The following is an 18,503-nucleotide window of genomic DNA, read 5'->3' on the forward strand; positions in this document are numbered from 1 at the left end:
CAAGATGAGTCGCAGTCTAGTGAGTGCCTGTTCGCAGTCCAACCAACAAATTCTGCTTTGCTTTTTCGACTGCGATCGACCGCGCACCCTTACCCGTTTTGCGCGATGAGCTCGCCTGCGCGCACGTCGAGCGACAGCTGTTCCAGCGCCGTGATTGCGCCGAAGCGCTTGCTGATCCCATCGAGCGACAGCGGCTGCGAACGCAGCGGCACGGCGGGTGCTTCGGCGCTCGCCGCGGCGCCGAAGAACGGATTGGCGGATTGCAGCATCGAATCACCTTGATTGACGTGGTCACGGCAGACGGCAGCCTGCTTGTGTTGATCCCCCGCACGCGGCGCCGCCAGCGAGGCGCGGCGCCGCGCTTGCCGCTATGCGGCTCGCTGCGCTTCGAGCAATTGCGGATATTTGGCCGCGACCTCGCGGAAGATGTCGCTGATCGTCTGCCCGCCCGGTTCGAGACGGCCGTCGGCTTCCCATGCATCGAACGCGTCGAAGATCTTGTGCTTCAGGAAGTGCCGCCACACGACCGGCACGCCGGCCAGAATTTCCGTCAACACCGCGTAGCGCTCGCGCGTCCAGCGCGCTTCATAGGCGGTGCGCGCCGCGCCGTAATCGAAGTGCGCGGCCGGCGTGCGCGGTGCGTTAGCTTCGAGTTCGGTGCGCCGCGCGGCGGTCGCTTGCGTATCCACTTCGCCCGCGCGCAGTACGACGCCGTACAGCGCCAGCGCATCCGCTTCGCTCAGATAGCCGCGCGTCACGTCGGTCGCGACCATCCGCGGATCGCGCTCGTACGGGTTGCCATAACCGCCGCCGCCGCAGCCTTCGAGGCGGATCACGTCGCCGGGGCCGCACACGACCAGATCGGTCACGCCAAGATTCTCTTCGTGCCCGGTGCCCGGATTGCGCGTGAAGCGCGACGTCGATCCCGCCTTGCCGCCGAGCACGCCCCACGACGCGAAGCGTGAGCGGTCGCGATTGCGCGCCGTCACCAGCGTGCCCGGCGAGAACACGCGGAACTCCATCACGGTGCCGAGTCCGCCGCGATAGCGTCCCGCGCCCGCGCTGCCCGGCACCATGCCGTACTTCAGAATGCGGATCGGCACCTCGGCTTCGTTGATCTCGACCGGCGTGTTGCGCAGGAACGCGACGTTGGCGCCTGACGCATCCGAGCCATCGCCGTTGATCATCCCGCCCGCGCCGCCGCCGACCGGACCGATTGCCGCGATCACGGTGCGTCCGTCGCTATCGACGGTGCGCACGTTCAGAATCGACATGCCGCCGGCCGGGCACGCGGGCAGCCGGTCCGGACAGACCATCGAGAACGCGCCGAACGTGACGTTCTGCGCGACCTTGCAGGTCAGACTGCGCATGCCGACCGCGGCGGGCGGCTGGCAGTTCATGATCGTGCCTTCCGGCAGCACACAGCGGGCGACCTTCAGCATGCCCGCGTTGAGCAGCAGATCCGGGTGCAGCGAATACAGCACGTAATTGAGCCCGACGAGCGCGAGCACGTGCCGCTCCTTGCCACCGGTCGGCATGTTCAGCGACGAATTGAGCTGCGGGTCGCTGCCGGTGAAATCGAGCACCAGCGATTCGCCTTGCACTTTCAGATTCAGCGCGACACGCAGCGGCTTGCCGTTGACCGAATCCTCGTCGGCGTACTCGGCGAAGAAGTATTCGCCATCCGGCATGCCGGCGACGATCGCCCGCGCCTGCTCTTCCGAGTAGTCGATCATCGCGTGCATGCCGGCCTTGAAATCGTCGATCCCGAAGCGCTCGATGATTTCCAGCACACGCCGCTCACCGGTCATCAGCATCGCGATTTGCGCCTTCAGGTCGCCGCGATTCTGCTCGGCCGCGCGTACGTTGATCGCCATGTGCTCGAGCAGCGTCTCGTCGAGCACGCCGGCGCGCACGATCTTGGTCGGCGCCCAGCGAATGCCTTCCTGATAGATCTCGGTCAGCGTGCGCGACAGCGACGCGGGCACCGCGCCACCCATGTCGGTGTTGTGGATGTGCCCGCCGACGTAGCAGACGATCTCGCCGTTGTAGAACACCGGCTTCCACATCATCACGTCGGGGGTGTGCGTGGCGACGTAACCGCTGTACGCGTCGTTGGTCATGCCGATGTCGCCCGGCTCGTAGTGATCGATCGCCTCGATCACCGAGCCGAAGTCGAGGCCCGGGTACCAGGTCGCGCCGAGCGTTTTCGGCGACGCGAACGTGAGCCCTGCGGGCGTCATGATCGTGCAGGAGAAATCTTCGGTTTCCTTGACGAAGGCCGAGTGCGCGGTGCGCATCAGCGTGTGGGCCATGCTTTCCGCAGCCGCGACGCAGTAATTGGCGAAGATCTGTAGAACGGATCGATTGAATGTCATGGTCTGAGTCCTTCGGATTTCACTCGCGCTTCACTGGGCCGACAGCAGCAGGTTGCCGTATTCGTCGACGACGGCTTCGAAGCCCGGCAGCACGCAGGTCGTCGTGTCGTCCTGCGCAATGATCGCGGGGCCGTGAAAGCGATGTGCGGCGAGCAGCATCGAGCGGTGGTACAGCGGCACCTTGCGCCAGGCCCCGTCCAGATACACGTCGATCAGCGCCTCGACGCGCGGTGCGCCTTCGCCGAGCGCGATCTTCGGCATCTCGGGCTTCGGTGTCGGCAGGCTGATCACGAGGCGCAGCGCCACGACCTGTACGGGCGAACTCGCGTCGCTGTGGCCATACAGCCGATGATGCTCGCGGTGGAACGCTGCGCCGATCGTCGCCATGTCGCCGTTGCGAATGGCTTGCGGATCCAGCGGGGTGTCGACTTCGAACGACTGGCCGCGGTAGCGCATGTCGGCCGAGACGAGCATTTCCGCGCTTGCGTCGGAGCCGGTTTCGTTGATGATCCACTCGCGCGCCCGCGCTTCGAGCGTCGCGAGGTCGCCGGCGAGTTTGTCGAGCGAAGCGGCGTCGAGCGGATAGTAGGTGGTGCGCACGAAGTCGTTCTTCGTGTCGGCGATCAGGCCGCCCAGCGCGCTCAGCACGCCCGGCGTGGTCGGCACGATCAGATGGCGCATGTTCAGCGCGCGCGCAAGGAAACCGCCGAGCATCGGGCCCGCGCCGCCGAACGGCATCAGCGAGAACGCGCGCGGATCGATGCCGAAGCGCGACACGATACGGCTCACGCCGCCGTACATGCCGGACACCGCGACGTCGATGATCGCGGCCGCCGTTTGATGCACGTCGATGCCGAGCCGCTGCGCGAGCGGTTCGATCGCGCGGCGGCTCGCTTCGACGTCGACCTGCACCGCGTTATAGCCGAGCGACGCACGGCCCAGCACGCCGATCACCGCGAACGCGTCGGTAATGGTCGGACGCGTGCCGCCGCGGCCATAGCAGACCGGACCCGGGTTCGAGCCGGCGCTTTCCGGACCGACCTTCAATACGCCGAAATCGTCGACCCATGCGATCGAGCCGCCGCCATCGCCGATCGACGAAACCGACACCGACGGGATATGAATCTGGAAGTCGCCGATGTACTCGCCGGTCGCGTACTGCGGTTTGCCATCGACGATCAGTGCGACGTCCGCCGTCGTGCCGCCGATGTCGAGGCTCATGCAGTCCTTGATCTTGCACATGCCGGCCAGATACGACGCGCCGATCACGCCCGCGGCGGTGCCCGACAGGATCATCTGCACGCAATTGCTCTTGCCGTTCTCGGCGCTCATCACGCCGCCATTCGACTTCGTCACTTTCAGGTCCGCGCCGACGCCGCTTTCGGCCAGTGCGGCCTGCAAGCGCGTCAGGTATTGCGACACGCGCGGCTGCACGTAGCCGCCGATCGTCGCGGTGACCGTGCGCTCGTATTCGCGGATGATTGGCCACACTTCGTGCGAACACGATACGAAAAACCCGGGCGCGGCTTTCTCGATGATCGCCTTGACCTGCTGCTCGTGCGCGGGATTGCGATAAGAATGCAGCAGCGAAATCACGACGCCTTCGCATTGCGCCGCCTGCAGCGCTTCGAGCGCGGCGAGCACGCTCGCTTCGTCGATCGGCGCTTCTTCGGTGCCGTCGGCGCGCATGCGGCCATCGACGCCAAACACGCGATCGCGCGTGATAAGCGGTTCGGGGCGCCGCGACATCAGGTTGTACATGTCGGGGATCTTCAGGCGCGCGATGTCCAGCACGTCCTCGAAATGGCGCGTCGTGATCAGCGCGAGGCGCAAGCCCTTGCGTTGCACGACCGAGTTCACGCCGACCGTTGTGCCGTGCGTGAAGTACACGACTTCGTGCGGATCGATTCCGAAGCGTGTTTTCAGGCCTTGCATGCCGTCGATCACTTCGCTGCCCGGTGAATCCGGCCGCGAGAACACCTTCAGCGTGCGCGTGGTGCGCGTCTCGTCGTCCAGCACGGCGAAGTCCGTAAACGATCCGCCGATATCCACTCCAATTCTCAAGCCCATTGCCGTCCCTTTAGGTATGCCTCGCAGACCATTCGGGTCTGCGTCGCGTCAGCGACTCTGATTCCCACAGCGATTTGGTGAATGAAAAAGCAGCCTTTGCAGCGCACGCGGGGTCGTCACATCATCTCGGGACTCGCCAGCCGGGTTCCATCGCTAAAGCGCGTCAACCGGTAGGGCTGAATATCGATCCCGGTCGCGTCGTTGGTCACGATGCGGCTAACCAGCATGCCGGCGCCCGGTCCCAGTCCGAAGCCATGACCGCTGAACCCGGACGCGATCACGAGGCCGGGCGTGCTGTCCACACGCGACATCACCGGCACCAGATCGGGCGTCGTGTCGATCGCGCCGGCCCAAGCATGCGCGACACGCAGTCCCGACAGCTCGGGAAACACCGTCGCGACGTTTGCCAGCGCACGGGTCGGCCACTCGGCATCGGGCACAGGATTCAGAACCCGCGTTAGCTCGAACGGCGAGATGTCGTCGTTACGCCAGTCGGCACTCCCTTCGGGGCCGCCGAAGAACGGTTGCGCCATCCGGAACTTGAGCTTCTTGTTGAGTTTGCTGCGGAACATCTTGCGAAACTTGACCGCGTGCCGCAGGTTCTGCGGCGCGATTTCCATGCGTCCGTAGCCGGGGACCGCGATCGTATAGCCGCCGTCGAGCCGCCGCCTCATCGCAAAGTTCGGGCCGGAGAAGCAACCGTCTATCACGGCCGGCGCTTCGGCCGTGCGCAGCGCGGTGCCGATCACATTGACCGCCGGCAGATCGATGCCATGACGCCGGCAGAAGAGGGCACTCCACGCGCCGCCGGCCAGCACGACGCTGCTCGCGCCGATCAGGCCGCGCTCGGTCCATACACCGGAGACACGGCCCGCGCTGATATCGAGTCCGCGAACCGCGCAGGTCTGATGCACGCGCGCGCCGAGTCGTTGCGCGCCTCTTGCAATGGCGGGCGCCGCTTTCGACGGCTCCGCGCGTCCATCGGAATGCGACCACACGCCACCTGCCCACTTTGCCTGACCATTGGGAACGCGCGCCGCCAGTTCGCGAGCCGACAGCAGCTGACTGTCGAAGCCGAGCGCACGGGCCCGGCCGAGCCATGTTTCCCATTGCGCGACGTCCGCGGACTGCTCGCTTCCGTACAGGATGCCGGCTCGCCTGAAGCCGATGTCTTCGCCGAGTTCGTCGCTCAACTCGCTCCAGCGCGCGAGGCTTTGCATCGCGAGCGGCAACTCGTGCAGATCGCGGTTCTGCTGACGCACCCAGCCCCAGTTGCGTCCCGATTGTTCGGCGCCAATGATGCCTTTCTCGAGCAGCACCACCGATACGCCGCGCCGCGCAAGCTCGTAAGCGGTGCTGACGCCGATAATGCCGCCGCCGATCACTGCGACGTCACAGCGAGCGGGGAATCCGTCGCTATTCGAAACTTCGTCGATTCTTAGCATGTTCGAGCAACCATGATGGATGAGAGCGGCGAATACCGGGTGCGTGTCGTTGCAGTCAAAAGATCACGTAGATCTTGCGCAGCGTTTCGTCGATGTTCCAAAGCCCTTCGGTGTTGGCTTCGAAAAACAGCGTGTCGCCGGCGGCGAAGCGGATCGTGTCTTCTCCGTCGGGTGTGAAGGTGCCGCTGCCCTTGATGAAATGCATGACCTCCGCCTGCTTGACGGAACGCCTGTAGGTGCCGGGCGAGCACTCGAACAGCCCGGTGTCGACCGCGTCATGACCCGGAATCACGTACTGGCGTCCCGCTACGCGTGACGGCTCGGTGCCGGGCAGGCCGGCGGTTCCCCAATCCTCGAGGGCGGTGACTTCCGCCGCTTGCCTGATTTGCTGAACTTTCATGTGGTTTGTTCCTGTTGGCGTGAGCGCAGGTCGATACGGCGTTCGATCCGGCCTAGCCGGACCACGGTGACGCCGGCGCGCAACTGGCGCAGCGACGGCATCACGAGCATGCAGTCGTCGTACGGCGTCGCGACCGGCTGGCCATCGGACCAGGCGATCACGGTGCCGGCGTGCACGAAGGTTTCGAGTCCGGTGTAGGGCCCCGCGAAGCGGAAGTCCATGCTCTTTGCAACGACCGGTTCGGTCACGCGGACGATGCGCATTTCGTCGGGCAGCGGCCTAATCCAGCCGGACGGCAGATCCGCCGCGTCGACGATGCCCGACAGCAGCAGAAAACGCGCGGTGCAGTCGCGCGCGACCGTCACCGCGCTGGCTTCCCAATGCTGGCCGCATTCGATCAGCAGCGCGTTCTGCGCGCTCGCGTCGTCACCGAAGCCTTCGTAGTCGCGCATCCGGCGGCCTTCGGGATGGCCTTCGTCCTGGATCACGGTGGCGGGCGCGCCGAGCCGCTCGGCCAGTTCCGCACCTTTGCGCAGCGGGCCCGCGACGATCAGCGGCGCGCTTTTTTCATGCATCGAATGCAGATCGAGCAGCAGATCGACCGTGTCGATCACCGGCCGCATCGCGCGCGCACGATCGAGTTCGGACGAGCGCGTTGCCACGTCGTCGAGTTTCGCGGCGGTCCATACGCGGTTGAAGTCCTGATCGATGAAGCGCGCCTTGTCGGGCGTTGCCGGATCGAAGCGCGCGTAGGCGGCGATGTTCGCGAACGACAGCGTGAGCTTGCCGCGGCGCGGCCGCAGCCCGCCGCGCAACAACGCGTCGACGGTGATCGCGCCGCACACTTCGTTGCCGTGCGTGAGCGCGTTGATCATCACATGCGGTCCGGGTTGGCCGGAGTCGAACGTGTGCACGTATGCAATGCCGGTGTTGCCGTCGGCGTGCGCCGAGATGTCCGGGAATTCGACTTCGATCGGATAGGCTTGCATATTTACTCCAGTCCTCCCTGACACAGATACTTGATCGACAGATAGTCATCCAGACCGTACTTCGATCCTTCGCGACCATAGCCGGATTCCTTCACGCCGCCGAACGGCGCCGCCTCAGAAGCGAGCGTGCCTTCGTTGATGCCGACGAGGCCCGCTTCGAGCGCGCGCGATACGCGCTCGATCCGGCGCATGTTCTCGCTATAGAAATACGACGCGAGCCCGAACGGCGTGTCGTTCGCGGCCTGCACCGCCTCCTGCTCGCTGTCGAACGGGAACAGCGGCACGACCGGGCCGAAGGTTTCCTCGCCGCACAACGCCATCGACGCCGTGGCGTTGCCGAGCACCGTGGGCGCGTAGTAGTGCGGTCCCAGCTCGGTGAGCCGTCGTCCGCCGGTCAGCACGAGCGCGCCATTCGCGAGCGCGTCGTCGACATGACGCGCGATCTTGTCCACCGCCCGTTCGTTGATCATCGGCCCGATCTGCGAAGCGGGATCGCTCGCGGGGCCGACCCGCAGCTCGGCCACCTTCGCGCACAGCAGCGCGGAGAAGTGCTCGTAGACACCGCGCTGCACGTACACGCGGTTCGGACACACGCAGGTCTGCCCGCCATTGCGGAACTTCGCGGCGAGCAGGCCATTGACCGCGGCATCGAGGTCGGCGTCGTCGAATACGATGAAGGGCGCATTGCCGCCCAGTTCCAGAGAAAGCTTCTTCAGCGTGCCTGCCGATTCACGCGCGAGGTGCTTGCCCACGGGTGTCGATCCGGTGAAGGTGATCTTGCGCACGCGGCTGTCGGCGAGCCATTCGTCGACCGTCTCCGCCGCGCCGGCGCGCGAGGCCGAGATCAGATTGAGCACGCCGGGCGGCACGCCCGCCTCGTGCGCCAGCATCACCAGTGCGATGGCGGTGAGCGGCGTATCCTCAGCAGGTTTCGCGACGACCGTGCAGCCTGCCGCGAGCGCCGGCGCGATCTTGCGGGCGATCATCGCGAGCGGAAAATTCCACGGCGTGATCGCGGCGACGATGCCGATCGGTTCCTTGATCGCACTCATGCGTTTGCCACGCTGCTGCTGTGGAATCAGATCGCCGTAGATGCGGGTGGCTTCGTCGGCGAACCACGCGACGTACGACGCGCCATAGCTGACCTCGCCGCGCCCTTCGACGAGCGGCTTGCCCTGTTCGAGCGAAATCAGCGCGCCGAGCGCGTCGCGATTCGCGACGATCAGCGCGTGCCAACGGTGCAGCACGGCCGCGCGTTCGCTCGCCAGCCTTGCACGCCATGCGGGCAGCGCTTTGGCGGCGGCGTCGGTGGCGGCGCGCGCGTCGCTGGGACCGCTGTCGGCCACCTCGGCGATCAGCTTGCCGGTTGCCGGATCGGTGACCGCGAAGCGGCGGCCGCTCGCGGCCGCGACCCACTCGCCGTTGATGAAGTTGTCCGTGCGGATCAGCGCGCGGGCCTGCTGTTCGAGATTCGTGCTCATATGAGGTCTCCAGTGCGGTTGGCGTGCGACGGCGGAGCGCCCGACACGCGCCGGGCAGTCATGCCGTCTGCGCTCTCAGTGATCGGTGCCTATGGACGACGCTCGCTGGCGACGCGCGCCGCGATCGCCGCGCCGACTTCCGTGGTCGATGCGCTGCCGCCCAGGTCGCCCGTGCGCGGGCCATCCTTCAGCACCTGCGTGATCGCGGCGACGATCGAGTCGTGCGCATCGCGCTCGACGCCCGCGCCGTTGCCGAGAAAGTCGAGCATCATCGCGGCCGACCAGATCATCGCGACCGGATTGGCGATGCCCTTGCCGGCGATGTCGGGCGCCGAGCCGTGGACCGGCTCGAACAGCGACGGAAAGCGCCGGTCAGGATTCAGGTTGCCTGATGGCGCAATGCCGATCGTTCCGGTGCACGCCGGACCGAGGTCGGAGAGGATGTCGCCGAACAAATTCGACGCAACCACCACGTCGAAACGCTCGGGGTTCAGCACGAAACGCGCGCACAGAATGTCGATGTGCTGACGGTCCATTTTGACGTCGGGGTAGCGCGCGGCCATTTCATCGGCGCGCGCATCCCACCACGGCATGCTGATCGCGATACCGTTGCTCTTCGTCGCAACCGTGATCTTCTTCGCGCGGCGCTGCGCCAGCTCGAACGCGAACTTCATCACGCGCTCGGTGCCGTGGCGCGTGAAGATCGACTGCTGCATCACGACTTCGCGCTCGGTGCCCTCGAACATCGTGCCGCCCACCGACGAATACTCGCCTTCGGTGTTCTCGCGCACGATCATGAAGTCGATATCGCCGGGCTTGCGGTTGGCGAGCGGGCTCGGCACGCCGTCGAACAGACGCGCCGGGCGCAGGTTCACGTACTGGTCGAATTCGCGGCGGAACTTCAACAGCGATCCCCACAGCGAAATATGGTCGGGCACCTTGTCGGGCCAGCCGACCGCGCCGAACAGAATCGCATCGCAGTCCTGCAACTGCTGCTTCCAGTCGTCGGGCATCATCTGGCCGTGTTGCGCGTAGTACTCGCACGACGCCCATTCGATATGGCGGTAGTCGATGCCGATGTCGAAGCGCTGGCAGGCGGCGTCCAGCACGCGCAGGCCTTCGGGCATCACTTCGGTGCCGATGCCGTCGCCGGGAATGACGGCAATGCGGTATTTGCGGGTCATACGTGTCTCTCCTTGCGTTGATCGCGCTGTCTGCCGGCACCGCGCGGATCGCCAATTGGGGGGGCGTTCTGGTGTCGGGCCGTGCATCGGTATCAGTAGCCGCGGGTCCGGTCGATCAGGCCGTTCATGCGCTCGCCGGCGCGATGCAGACGCAGGTTTTCCAGCACCGCATCGACAGCCGATTCGGGCCGCGTCGCGCTCGCGATATGCGGCGTGATGCGCACGCGCGCTTGCGCCCACAGCGGATGGTCCGCGGGGAGCGGCTCGGGGTCGGTGACGTCGAGCACCGCGCTATGAATCTGCCCGCTTTGCAGCGCGCCGAGCAGATCGCCGCTGACGAGTTGGGCTCCACGCCCGACGTGCACCAGCGACGCGCCTCGTGGCAGCCTGTCGAATACCCGGCGGCACAGCAGCCCGCGCGTCGCGTCGGTCAGCGGCAGCAGGCAGATCAGCACGTCGGTGCGGGCCAGCATCGCATCGAGCCCCGCCTCGCCCGCGTAGCAGGCGACACCTTCGAGGTCGTGCTGCGAGCGGCTCCAGCCCGCGCATGCAAAGCCGAACAGCCGCAAAGGATGCAGTACCGCGGTGCCGAGCATGCCCAGACCGAGCACACCGATGCGGCGCGACGCGGCGGCGCGCAGCGGCAACGGCTGCCAGGCGCGCGCCTGCTGTTGCGACGCGTAGTCGAACAGATCGCGGTGAATCGCCAGCACCGCCTCGGTCACATACTCGACCATGCCTTCGGCGATGCCCGGTTCGAGCATGCGCACCACCGGCAGATGGGCTGGAATCTGCGAGAGATCCAGCTGGTCGACGCCCGCGCCGACCGAGAACACGACTTCGAGATTCGGCAGCGTGAGCGCGAGGTCGCCCGGCTGCCACGCGACCAGATAGCGCACGGCCGTGCGATCGCCGAGATCGGGCCAGACGCGGAAGCGGATCTCGGGCGCGAGCTGCGCGAAGCGCTCGGCCCATAGCGCGCCACGCACCGGATCGGCTTTGTAGAGGACGGTCATCGCCGTTTATGCCATCGCCTGATTGATGATGCCGTACGCGCGCCAGGTCGCGTCGGGGGCCGCCTCGCGCGCGTCGACAGAAGCGTTGCGCACCATCTTTTCGACCGAATCGACGCGCGTCAGGCCGAGGCTCGTCAGCCAGTCGTTGATGCCGGCGTCACCCGGCACGTCGATCCGCACGAAATCGCCGGCATGCTGCGCGAGCCAGTACGAGATCAGCGCGTGGGCGCGCTGATCGTCGGCGGAGCGTTGCGCGACGACCGGCCCGATCGAGTAGCCGCGTCCGAACGGGCGGAACAGCGAGAAGCCGAGTACTTCGCCGTCGCGTTCGAGCACCACGGCTTGCGAGAATTCGAGCAGCGACGGAATCGTCGCGCTGCGCTCGAGGCCGCTCGCACGCGACGCGATTTCGATCAGGCGGGGCGTGTCCGCAGGCGTCGCCGCGCGCAGATGCTCGCCGGGCGGCGGCGCGACGGCGGCCACGCTGCCAGGCGTTCCCTGATACTGGGAGAGTCCGCCGCAGGCGACGAAGCCCAGCTTTTCGTAAAGCGGCTTGCCGGCGAGCGTTGCATGCAGGAAGGTCACGCGGTTGCCGAGTTCTTCTAGCACCAGTTCCATCAGCTTGCGGCCGATGCCGCGTCCCTGTTCGTCCGGCGACACGATCACGAGGCCCAGCGTGCCCCGGTCGGCGCCGAATTTCCAGCACAGCGCGGTGCCGATCACGGTGCCGTTGTCTTCGGCGACGAAGCCGCATCCGGCGTCGTACATGAAGCGCCAGTCCTCGGCGCGGTGCGGCCAACGCACCGCAACGGAGAGGCCATGCGCGGCCGCGATGTCATCGGACGTGAAACGGCGGTAGCGTGGTGATTTCTTCACTATTTTGGACACTGCAAACTCCTGCTGGCGGCGTGGTCAGCCTAGACTTTCGCATTCCCAGCGCCCGCTTCATAGGACGATCTTTTTGTTATTCGAGCGCGCGCGTGGTCGGGCTCGATCCGCGTCGGCCAGTCACGCGCAGCGCAACCGCGCAGGTATTTTGTCGTTCACTCCGATGGTGCTATATTCAATATAATGATGGAAATTGCACGACCGTTCGGTGTGGTGAAGCGGCCAAAGCTTCTTCGCATGCCACGGCGCGTGTCCGGCACAACAATCGCAACGTCATCGACAGGAAACCCATGCAGCGAACACAGATCAGCAGGAAACGCGCGGCCGACCCGGGTCACGGCGACGTCGGCACTCGTCTGCGCGCGCTGCGCGTCGCGCAGGGGCTGTCGATCAACGAGCTGGCGATGCGCGCGGGCGTATCGGTAGGCACGGTCAGCCAGGTCGAGCGCAACAAGGCCAATCCGTCGGTGCGGATTCTCGAACGCCTGCGCCAGGCGTTGGAGGTTCCGCTCACCGCGCTGCTCGAAGAAGACGACGCGGTCTCAGACCCGGTCACCGGCGATTTCGTGCGCAAGGCGGCCGAGCGGCCGCTGTTCGAAGTCGGCACGAACGGCATGCAGAAAGAATTGTTGTCGCCGCACGGCGATCACGATTTGCAGATGATGATCATCATGCTGCCGGCCGGTTCCCGTTCGGAGGAAGTGCTGGTCGGCATCGGCGAGAAGGCGGGGCTGGTGCTGGAAGGCACTGTCGTGCTGAACGTCGGCGACCGGCGCTCCGAACTGCGCGCGGGCGACAGCTTCCAATTCAAGAGCACGGTGCCGCACAGTGTGCACAACGAAAGCAAGAAGACCGCGCGTTTGCTATGGATCATGAATACGCAGCCGCCCGTGATTCATCTTTGATCCGTCTGTAGTTCGAGCCGCGTGCCGTGTGGCGCGCGACTCTGTCCTTCCTCTCTTTCCCCCGATCGTTCCGATGCGTCGCGTCCGGTTCAGCTGGACCTCGGCTGACCTCGACGCCTTTCATTCCCTGTTGCCCTTTTCGGTTTTGCGTTGCACGAACGGCGGGACGTGTCGCATGGCCTTGCTCGCTCGCCGCGCTCGCACGGGCCTGCCGCTTATGTGCGCCGGTGCCGCAGCGCCTTCTGCGCGGCAGGCAACCTATCGCAGCGCACAACGAACTTTTCATAAAGTTTATTTTTGACCACTAGTATTTCATTTGATGTTCATTAAAATGAACTTCATCCGATGTTCGTTCATTCGGTGGTCGCGAAGGCGAACAGCAGTGCCGGGTGGTGCCGGAATCATCAGTGCGTTGACGCACGCGGTCCCACAAACTTGAACCTACAGATCAGGCCAGGCATGTCCATTCCGTCACTCGATTTCGATCCTTCAACCGTTCAGTTGCCGCAGGGGCATTTCATTGGCGGTGCGTACTATTCGGCGGGCGAGGCGCAGATCGCCGTTCAACGGCCCTCGGATGGCGCTCTGCTCGGCCATGTGCCGGATGCGTCGGACGCGACCGTCGATTACGCAGTGAGCAATGCGCTTGCTGCATGGAAGACGAGCGGCTGGGGCACGCGTTCTCCGCGTGAACGCGCGAAGGTGCTGAGCCGCTGGGCCGAACTGATCGATCGCGATGCGGTGAGCCTCGCCCAACTCGAGACGGTCAGCTCGACGCGCCCGGTGGCGGAAAGCTACGCGTCCGACGTGCCGTTCACCGCCGAAGCGATCCGCTTTTTCGCGGAGCTGGCCGACAAGCTCGGTGGCGATATCGCGGCCACGCGTCGCGACAGTCTCGGCTTTATCGCATCGGAGCCGTACGGCGTGATCGGTGCGATCACGCCATGGAATTTCCCGCTGTCGATGTGTTCATGGAAGTGCGGCCCCGCGCTCGCGGCGGGCAACGCGGTCGTGATGAAACCGTCGGAAATGACGCCTTATTCGACCCTGCGAATTGCGGAACTCGCGATCGAAGCCGGCGTGCCGCCCGGCATCTTCAACGTGGTGAACGGCCGTGGCGCGACGGCGGGCGCGGCGCTGACGCGTCACCCGGGCATCTCGAAGATGAGTTTCACGGGTTCGACCCGCACGGGCGCCGCGATCATGAGCGACGCCGCGATGCACGGCACCAAGCCCGTCACGCTGGAACTCGGCGGCAAGAGCCCGCAACTCGTGTTCGAGCATGTGCGGGACCTCGAACATACGGCGCGCTGCGTCGCCCGCGGCTTTACCGCCAACGGCGGGCAGGCCTGCGTGGCCGGTACGCGGCTGATCGTGCACGAGCGCATCGCCGAGCCGCTGATCGCCGCGATTGAACGGCAGCTGCGGCCGATCAAGCCAGGTCCGCTGTGGGACAGCCGCACCGCTTATTCGCCGATCATCAGTGCGCCCCAGGCGCGGCGCATCGAAGCGCTGGTCGAGCAGAGCCGCGAGGGCGGCGCTGAAGTGATCTTCGGCGGCGGCTTTTACGAAGGCACCGCAGAAGGCTATTTCCACCGCCCCACACTGATCGCCAATGTGACTGCGGAGACACCCGCCGTGCGCGAGGAGCTGTTCGGCCCGGTGTTGACGGTACAGACATTCAAAGACGAGGAAGAGGGCATCGCGCTCGCCGCACATCCGATCTACGGTCTCGCGGCGGGTGTCCATAGCAGCGACATCGGCCAGGCGCTGCGGGCGATGCGCCGCATCGCGGCGGGCACGATCTGGATCAACCGCTACGGCCGCAGCGGCGACATGATCATTCCGACGGGCGGCTTCGGCCAATCCGGTATCGGCAAGGATCTCGGCCGCGAGGCAATGGTGGCCTGCATGCGGCACAAGAGTGTGCTGATCGATTTCGAAACGTTGTGAACAATCGCGTTACACCGGCTTTACGCAAGCAGCAACCGCATCGATTCAACCCGAAACTGAACCCCGAGCCTGCGAACAGGTTCGCCACGACGACAGGATGTTGACCATGATCGATTTCGAACCGAAGTACATCACTTTCGACTGCTATGGCACGCTGACCAACTTCCAGATGGGCCAGACCGCGCGGCAGCTTTACGGCGACAAGCTGGACAAGGCGAAGATGGACGAGTTCGTCGAATTCTTCCGTGGCTACCGCCTCGACGAAGTATTGGGCGCATGGAAACCCTACCGCGACGTGGTCGTGAACTCGGTGCGCCGCACCTGCGAACGCACCGGCGTGCCGTTCGACGAAGCGACCGCGCAGAAAATCTACGAAGCCGTGCCGACCTGGGGCCCGCACGCGGACGTGCCCGAAGGGCTGTCGCGACTGGCCAAGAAGTACAAGCTGGTGATCCTTTCGAACGCGTCGAACGACCAGATCCACAGCAACGTCGACAAGCTCGGTGCGCCGTTCCACAAGGTCTACACCGCGCAGCAGGCGCAGGCGTACAAGCCGCTGCAGAAAGCCTTCGAGTACATGTTCTCGCAACTGGACTGCAATCCCGAAGACGTGCTGCACGTGTCGTCGAGCTTCCGCTATGACCTGATGACCGCGTACGACATGGGCATCAAGCACAAGGCGTTCGTCAACCGTAGCCACGAGCCGCTGAACCCGTACTACGGCGTCAACGAAGTGTCGGGCATTCCGCAACTGGCGTCGCTGCTCGGTCTCTGATCGATAGCTTCGGCCCTATGGCGACATCGCTTCCCGTGCGCAAGTGAGCGGCGCACCCAACCGACAGGAATGCATCACGATGAAGCTCGACTCCTACTGGCTCGACACCGCGCCACGGTTTACCGGAGGCACCCAGAGTCCACTGCCGCAGCGGGTGGACGTGGCCGTGGTCGGCGGCGGCTTCACCGGACTGTCGGCGGCGTTGGAACTCGCCAAACGCGGCAAGTCGGTGATCGTGTTCGAGGCGGGCAGGCTCGCGGCGCAGGCATCGGGCCGTAACGGCGGCCATTGCAATACGGGCGTCGCGCAGGACTACGCCGCGTTGTCCGCGCGCATCGGCAGCGAGCGCGCGGCGGAGTTCTATCGCGCGTATGCGGGCGCCGTCGAGACGGTGAAATCGATCATCGCGGAAGAGCGGATCGACTGCGATTTGCGCCACTCCGGGAAGATCAAGCTCGCGGCGAAGCCACAGCATTTCGCGTCGCTTGCGAAGTCGTACGAGGTGTTGCGGCGCGAGGTCGATCCTGATGTCGAACTGGTGCCGCCCGAGCAGATCCGCAAGGAGATCGCGTCTGACAGCTTTTTCGGCGGTCTCGTGCAGCGCAACGGCATGCAGATGCACATGGGCAAATTCGGCGTGGGTCTCGGCGCGGCGGCGGCACGCCGCGGCGCGCAGATCTACGAGAACGCGCCGGTGACGAACCTGGAACCACTCGGCGGCAGCGCGTTCGACGTGCAGTGTCCGCTCGGCACGGTCCGCGCCGAACGCGTGCTGATCGCCACGGGCGCGTCGCAGGTCGGTCCGCTGCAATGGTTCCGGCGCCGCATCGCACCGGTCGGCAGCTTCATCGTCGCGACCGAGCCGCTCGGCAAGGACCGCCTCGATGCGTTGTTGCCGACGCGTCGCTCGTATGTGACGACGCTGAACATCGGCAACTATTTTCGGGCCACGCCTGACGAGCGTTTGCTGTTCGGCGGCCGCGCGCGCTTTGCGATGTCGAACCCGCGTTCGGACGAAAAGAGCGGGCGGATTCTGCGTGACGGGCTCGCCCGATATTTCCCGCAACTGGCCGATGTGCGCATCGATTACTGCTGGGGCGGCCTCGTCGACATGACGGCCGACCGCCTGCCGCGCGCGGGACAGCATGAAGGACTGTTTTATTCAATGGGCTACAGCGGTCACGGTGTGCAGATGTCCGTGCACATGGGTCGACTGATGGCCGACGTGATGTTCGGCGCCGCCGCGCGCAATCCGTGGCGAACGCTCGAATGGCCCGCGATTCCAGGACACTTCGGACGCGCGTGGTTTCTGCCGCTGGTCGGCGCGTATTACAGGTTGCAGGATGTACTGCATTGAACGGATCGACTGATCGCTACTGTCAGATGCCAGGGCAGCGCGCAGATTGAAAAACACTATTCCCAAAGGAAATCCCCATGTTGCGTTTCATGTTCCAGCCTGCTTCCGCCGTCCGTTTCAACACCGTGCAGCGCTTTGCCGCGGGCGCGGGCCTCGCGATGACGATGATGTTCGGCGCCGCCCACGCCGCCCACGCGGCCGAAGGGGCGACGCTGACTGCAGGCTCGCCGCCGTCGAGCGCACCGACCACGTTCATGAACGTGAAGACCCAGAAGATCGAAGGTCTGATGCCGGACGTCGTGAAGGAGATCGGCAAGCGCGAGGGCTTCAATGTGTCGTACGACGCGGTGCCGTTCTCGGCGCTGATCCAGTCGGTGGTATCGGGCAAGATCGACATCATCGTGGCCGGCATGACGCCGACGCCGAAGCGCGCCGAAGTGGTCGATTTCTCGCAGCCGGTTACGGCGTTCGGCGAAGGCATCATCGTGAAGGAGAGCAACAAGGCCGTCTATCACTCGGTGCAGGACATGAAGGGCATGACGGTCGGTGCGCCGACCGGCACCGACTATGGCGATCAGTTGAAGAAGCTCGGGATCTTCACCGAAGTGAAGATGTACGACAGCCCGGCCGACATGACGCGTGACGTCGCGCTTGGCCGCATCGTCGCAGGCTTCAACGACTATCCGATCCTGAAGGCCCAGGAGGCGGCGGGCGCGATGGCGGGAACGCGGGTCGAAGATGCCTATGTGCCGATGGAAAAGTTCGACATCGCGATAGCGGTGAAGAAAGGCAACAGTGCGCTGATGGCGAAGATCAACGACGCACTGACGAAGATGAAGGCCGACGGCACGCTCGACACGATCCTGAAGAAGTGGCACCTCACGAGCTGATTCGCTTCTCGTGACAGGAGGCGGGCCCGCCACGACACGGGACCCGCCCCGCGATGTTCGCCGCCCAGCGGCGCGGCGGACTGAACGAATGCAAACAGCAAGGGAAGGCACGACATGCGCTGGCAAGATATAGCCGACTTTGTACCGATTCTGCTGCAAGGCGCGATGATGAGCATCATCATCACGCTGGGTTGTCTGCTGTTGAGCACCGTGCTCGGCCTGGCCTGGGCGCTGTTGAAGATGTCGCGCTATCCGCACGTGGTACGCGGTGTGAGCGCGATGATCAACGTCGTGCGCGGTCTGCCGATGATCGTGCTGCTGTTCTACATCTACTTCGTGCTGCCGGATATCCACATCCAGGTATCGGCGTTGCAGGCAAGCATCATCGGGCTGGGTTTCGGTTACTCGACCTACGTCGCGGAAATCTTCCGCGCGGGTATCGAGGCGGTCGATCCGGGCCAGTACGAAGCCGCGCAGTCGATCGGCATGGGTCGCGTGAAGACGATGGTACGGGTGATCCTGCCGCAGGCGATCAAGGTGGCTCTGCCACCGTACAGCAACACGCTCGTGATGATGCTGAAGGACTCGTCGCTTGCATCGACGATCACGGTCGCCGAAATGACTCGCGAAGGCCAACTGATCGCGTCGTCGACGTTTCAGAATCTGACGGTGTACACACTCGTCGCGCTCGGCTACCTGGCGATGAGCCTGCCGCTGATGAGCATGACCCGCAATCTGGAACGACGATTCGGTCGGCACAGGGCCAGGTAAG

16 protein-coding genes are annotated in these 18,503 nt (G+C 65.0%); 6 read left to right on the plus strand and 10 right to left on the minus strand.

Translation table 11 applies throughout. The features are described from left to right. Positions 1 to 89 precede the first annotated feature (89 nt). From AB3X89_RS22160 to AB3X89_RS22205, 10 genes are all read right to left on the minus strand, one after another. Positions 90 to 269 carry a hypothetical protein gene (locus AB3X89_RS22160; RefSeq protein ID WP_368585172.1) on the minus strand — a complete coding sequence of 60 codons (180 nt, stop codon included), beginning with the start codon at positions 267 to 269 and terminating at the stop codon, positions 90 to 92. A 99-nt stretch (positions 270 to 368) separates the two neighbouring features. Further along, positions 369 to 2,378 carry a hydantoinase B/oxoprolinase family protein gene (locus AB3X89_RS22165; protein ID WP_368585173.1) on the minus strand — a complete coding sequence of 670 codons (2,010 nt, stop codon included), beginning with the start codon at positions 2,376 to 2,378 and terminating at the stop codon, positions 369 to 371. Between the two features lie 30 nt (positions 2,379 to 2,408). After that, the gene (locus AB3X89_RS22170) at positions 2,409 to 4,448 is read right to left on the minus strand and encodes a hydantoinase/oxoprolinase family protein (RefSeq protein ID WP_368585174.1); all 2,040 of its coding nucleotides are present in this window, start codon (positions 4,446 to 4,448) and stop codon (positions 2,409 to 2,411) included. Between the two features lie 116 nt (positions 4,449 to 4,564). Then, a complete protein-coding gene (locus tag AB3X89_RS22175) occupies positions 4,565 to 5,893 on the minus strand; it encodes an NAD(P)/FAD-dependent oxidoreductase (RefSeq protein WP_368585175.1) in 1,329 nt (442 codons plus the stop codon). A gap of 55 nt (positions 5,894 to 5,948) precedes the next feature. Next, positions 5,949 to 6,293 (minus strand): cupin domain-containing protein, encoded by a 345-nt coding sequence (locus AB3X89_RS22180; protein ID WP_018435672.1) that lies wholly within the window; start codon positions 6,291 to 6,293, stop codon positions 5,949 to 5,951. Next, positions 6,290 to 7,282 (minus strand): M14 family metallopeptidase, encoded by a 993-nt coding sequence (locus AB3X89_RS22185; protein ID WP_368585176.1) that lies wholly within the window; start codon positions 7,280 to 7,282, stop codon positions 6,290 to 6,292. The genes AB3X89_RS22180 and AB3X89_RS22185 overlap by 4 nt, the downstream gene beginning before the upstream one ends. Before the next feature lie 2 nt (positions 7,283 to 7,284). Next, positions 7,285 to 8,763 (minus strand): NAD-dependent succinate-semialdehyde dehydrogenase, encoded by a 1,479-nt coding sequence (locus AB3X89_RS22190; protein WP_368585177.1) that lies wholly within the window; start codon positions 8,761 to 8,763, stop codon positions 7,285 to 7,287. An 89-nt stretch (positions 8,764 to 8,852) separates the two neighbouring features. Continuing rightward, a complete protein-coding gene (locus tag AB3X89_RS22195; RefSeq protein ID WP_368585178.1) occupies positions 8,853 to 9,947 on the minus strand; it encodes a tartrate dehydrogenase in 1,095 nt (364 codons plus the stop codon). Positions 9,948 to 10,039: 92 nt separating this feature from the next. Continuing rightward, positions 10,040 to 10,963, minus strand: a complete 924-nt coding sequence (locus AB3X89_RS22200; RefSeq protein WP_368585179.1) for a 2-hydroxyacid dehydrogenase — start codon at positions 10,961 to 10,963, stop codon at positions 10,040 to 10,042. Between the two features lie 6 nt (positions 10,964 to 10,969). Continuing rightward, a complete protein-coding gene (locus AB3X89_RS22205) occupies positions 10,970 to 11,851 on the minus strand; it encodes a GNAT family N-acetyltransferase (protein ID WP_368585180.1) in 882 nt (293 codons plus the stop codon). Between the two features lie 290 nt (positions 11,852 to 12,141). Between AB3X89_RS22205 and AB3X89_RS22210 the strand changes: the two genes are divergently transcribed. The 6 genes from AB3X89_RS22210 (at position 12,142) to AB3X89_RS22235 (ending at position 18,502) form a co-directional block, all read left to right on the plus strand. Then, the gene (locus AB3X89_RS22210; RefSeq protein ID WP_368585181.1) at positions 12,142 to 12,756 is read left to right on the plus strand and encodes a cupin domain-containing protein; all 615 of its coding nucleotides are present in this window, start codon (positions 12,142 to 12,144) and stop codon (positions 12,754 to 12,756) included. A 459-nt stretch (positions 12,757 to 13,215) separates the two neighbouring features. Continuing rightward, entirely contained in the window at positions 13,216 to 14,709 is a 1,494-nt protein-coding gene (locus tag AB3X89_RS22215) for an aldehyde dehydrogenase (protein WP_368585182.1), read from the plus strand. Between the two features lie 106 nt (positions 14,710 to 14,815). Further along, a complete protein-coding gene (locus tag AB3X89_RS22220) occupies positions 14,816 to 15,484 on the plus strand; it encodes a haloacid dehalogenase type II (protein ID WP_368585183.1) in 669 nt (222 codons plus the stop codon). Between the two features lie 79 nt (positions 15,485 to 15,563). Then, the gene (locus AB3X89_RS22225) at positions 15,564 to 16,841 is read left to right on the plus strand and encodes an NAD(P)/FAD-dependent oxidoreductase (RefSeq protein ID WP_368585184.1); all 1,278 of its coding nucleotides are present in this window, start codon (positions 15,564 to 15,566) and stop codon (positions 16,839 to 16,841) included. Between the two features lie 77 nt (positions 16,842 to 16,918). Beyond that, positions 16,919 to 17,731, plus strand: coding sequence for a substrate-binding periplasmic protein (locus AB3X89_RS22230; RefSeq protein ID WP_368585185.1), 813 nt, complete (start codon positions 16,919 to 16,921; stop codon positions 17,729 to 17,731). Between the two features lie 114 nt (positions 17,732 to 17,845). Further along, positions 17,846 to 18,502, plus strand: a complete 657-nt coding sequence (locus AB3X89_RS22235; protein WP_368585186.1) for an amino acid ABC transporter permease — start codon at positions 17,846 to 17,848, stop codon at positions 18,500 to 18,502. The last annotated feature ends 1 nt before the right edge of the window (position 18,503 follow it).

Origin of the sequence: Paraburkholderia sp. BR14320 (genome assembly GCF_040948665.1) — a bacterium.
Taxonomy (GTDB): Bacteria; Pseudomonadota; Gammaproteobacteria; order Burkholderiales; family Burkholderiaceae; genus Paraburkholderia; species Paraburkholderia youngii.

Coding starts and splice junctions, on each gene's coding strand:
- AB3X89_RS22160 (WP_368585172.1), bottom strand. CDS start 269: ATGCTGCAATCCGCCAATCCGTTCTTCGGCGCCGCGGCGAGCGCCGAA.
- AB3X89_RS22165 (WP_368585173.1), bottom strand. CDS start 2,378: ATGACATTCAATCGATCCGTTCTACAGATCTTCGCCAATTACTGCGTC.
- AB3X89_RS22170 (WP_368585174.1), bottom strand. CDS start 4,448: ATGGGCTTGAGAATTGGAGTGGATATCGGCGGATCGTTTACGGACTTC.
- AB3X89_RS22175 (WP_368585175.1), bottom strand. CDS start 5,893: ATGCTAAGAATCGACGAAGTTTCGAATAGCGACGGATTCCCCGCTCGC.
- AB3X89_RS22180 (WP_018435672.1), bottom strand. CDS start 6,293: ATGAAAGTTCAGCAAATCAGGCAAGCGGCGGAAGTCACCGCCCTCGAG.
- AB3X89_RS22185 (WP_368585176.1), bottom strand. CDS start 7,282: ATGCAAGCCTATCCGATCGAAGTCGAATTCCCGGACATCTCGGCGCAC.
- AB3X89_RS22190 (WP_368585177.1), bottom strand. CDS start 8,763: ATGAGCACGAATCTCGAACAGCAGGCCCGCGCGCTGATCCGCACGGAC.
- AB3X89_RS22195 (WP_368585178.1), bottom strand. CDS start 9,947: ATGACCCGCAAATACCGCATTGCCGTCATTCCCGGCGACGGCATCGGC.
- AB3X89_RS22200 (WP_368585179.1), bottom strand. CDS start 10,963: ATGACCGTCCTCTACAAAGCCGATCCGGTGCGTGGCGCGCTATGGGCC.
- AB3X89_RS22210 (WP_368585181.1), top strand. CDS start 12,142: ATGCAGCGAACACAGATCAGCAGGAAACGCGCGGCCGACCCGGGTCAC.
- AB3X89_RS22215 (WP_368585182.1), top strand. CDS start 13,216: ATGTCCATTCCGTCACTCGATTTCGATCCTTCAACCGTTCAGTTGCCG.
- AB3X89_RS22220 (WP_368585183.1), top strand. CDS start 14,816: ATGATCGATTTCGAACCGAAGTACATCACTTTCGACTGCTATGGCACG.
- AB3X89_RS22225 (WP_368585184.1), top strand. CDS start 15,564: ATGAAGCTCGACTCCTACTGGCTCGACACCGCGCCACGGTTTACCGGA.
- AB3X89_RS22230 (WP_368585185.1), top strand. CDS start 16,919: ATGTTGCGTTTCATGTTCCAGCCTGCTTCCGCCGTCCGTTTCAACACC.
- AB3X89_RS22235 (WP_368585186.1), top strand. CDS start 17,846: ATGCGCTGGCAAGATATAGCCGACTTTGTACCGATTCTGCTGCAAGGC.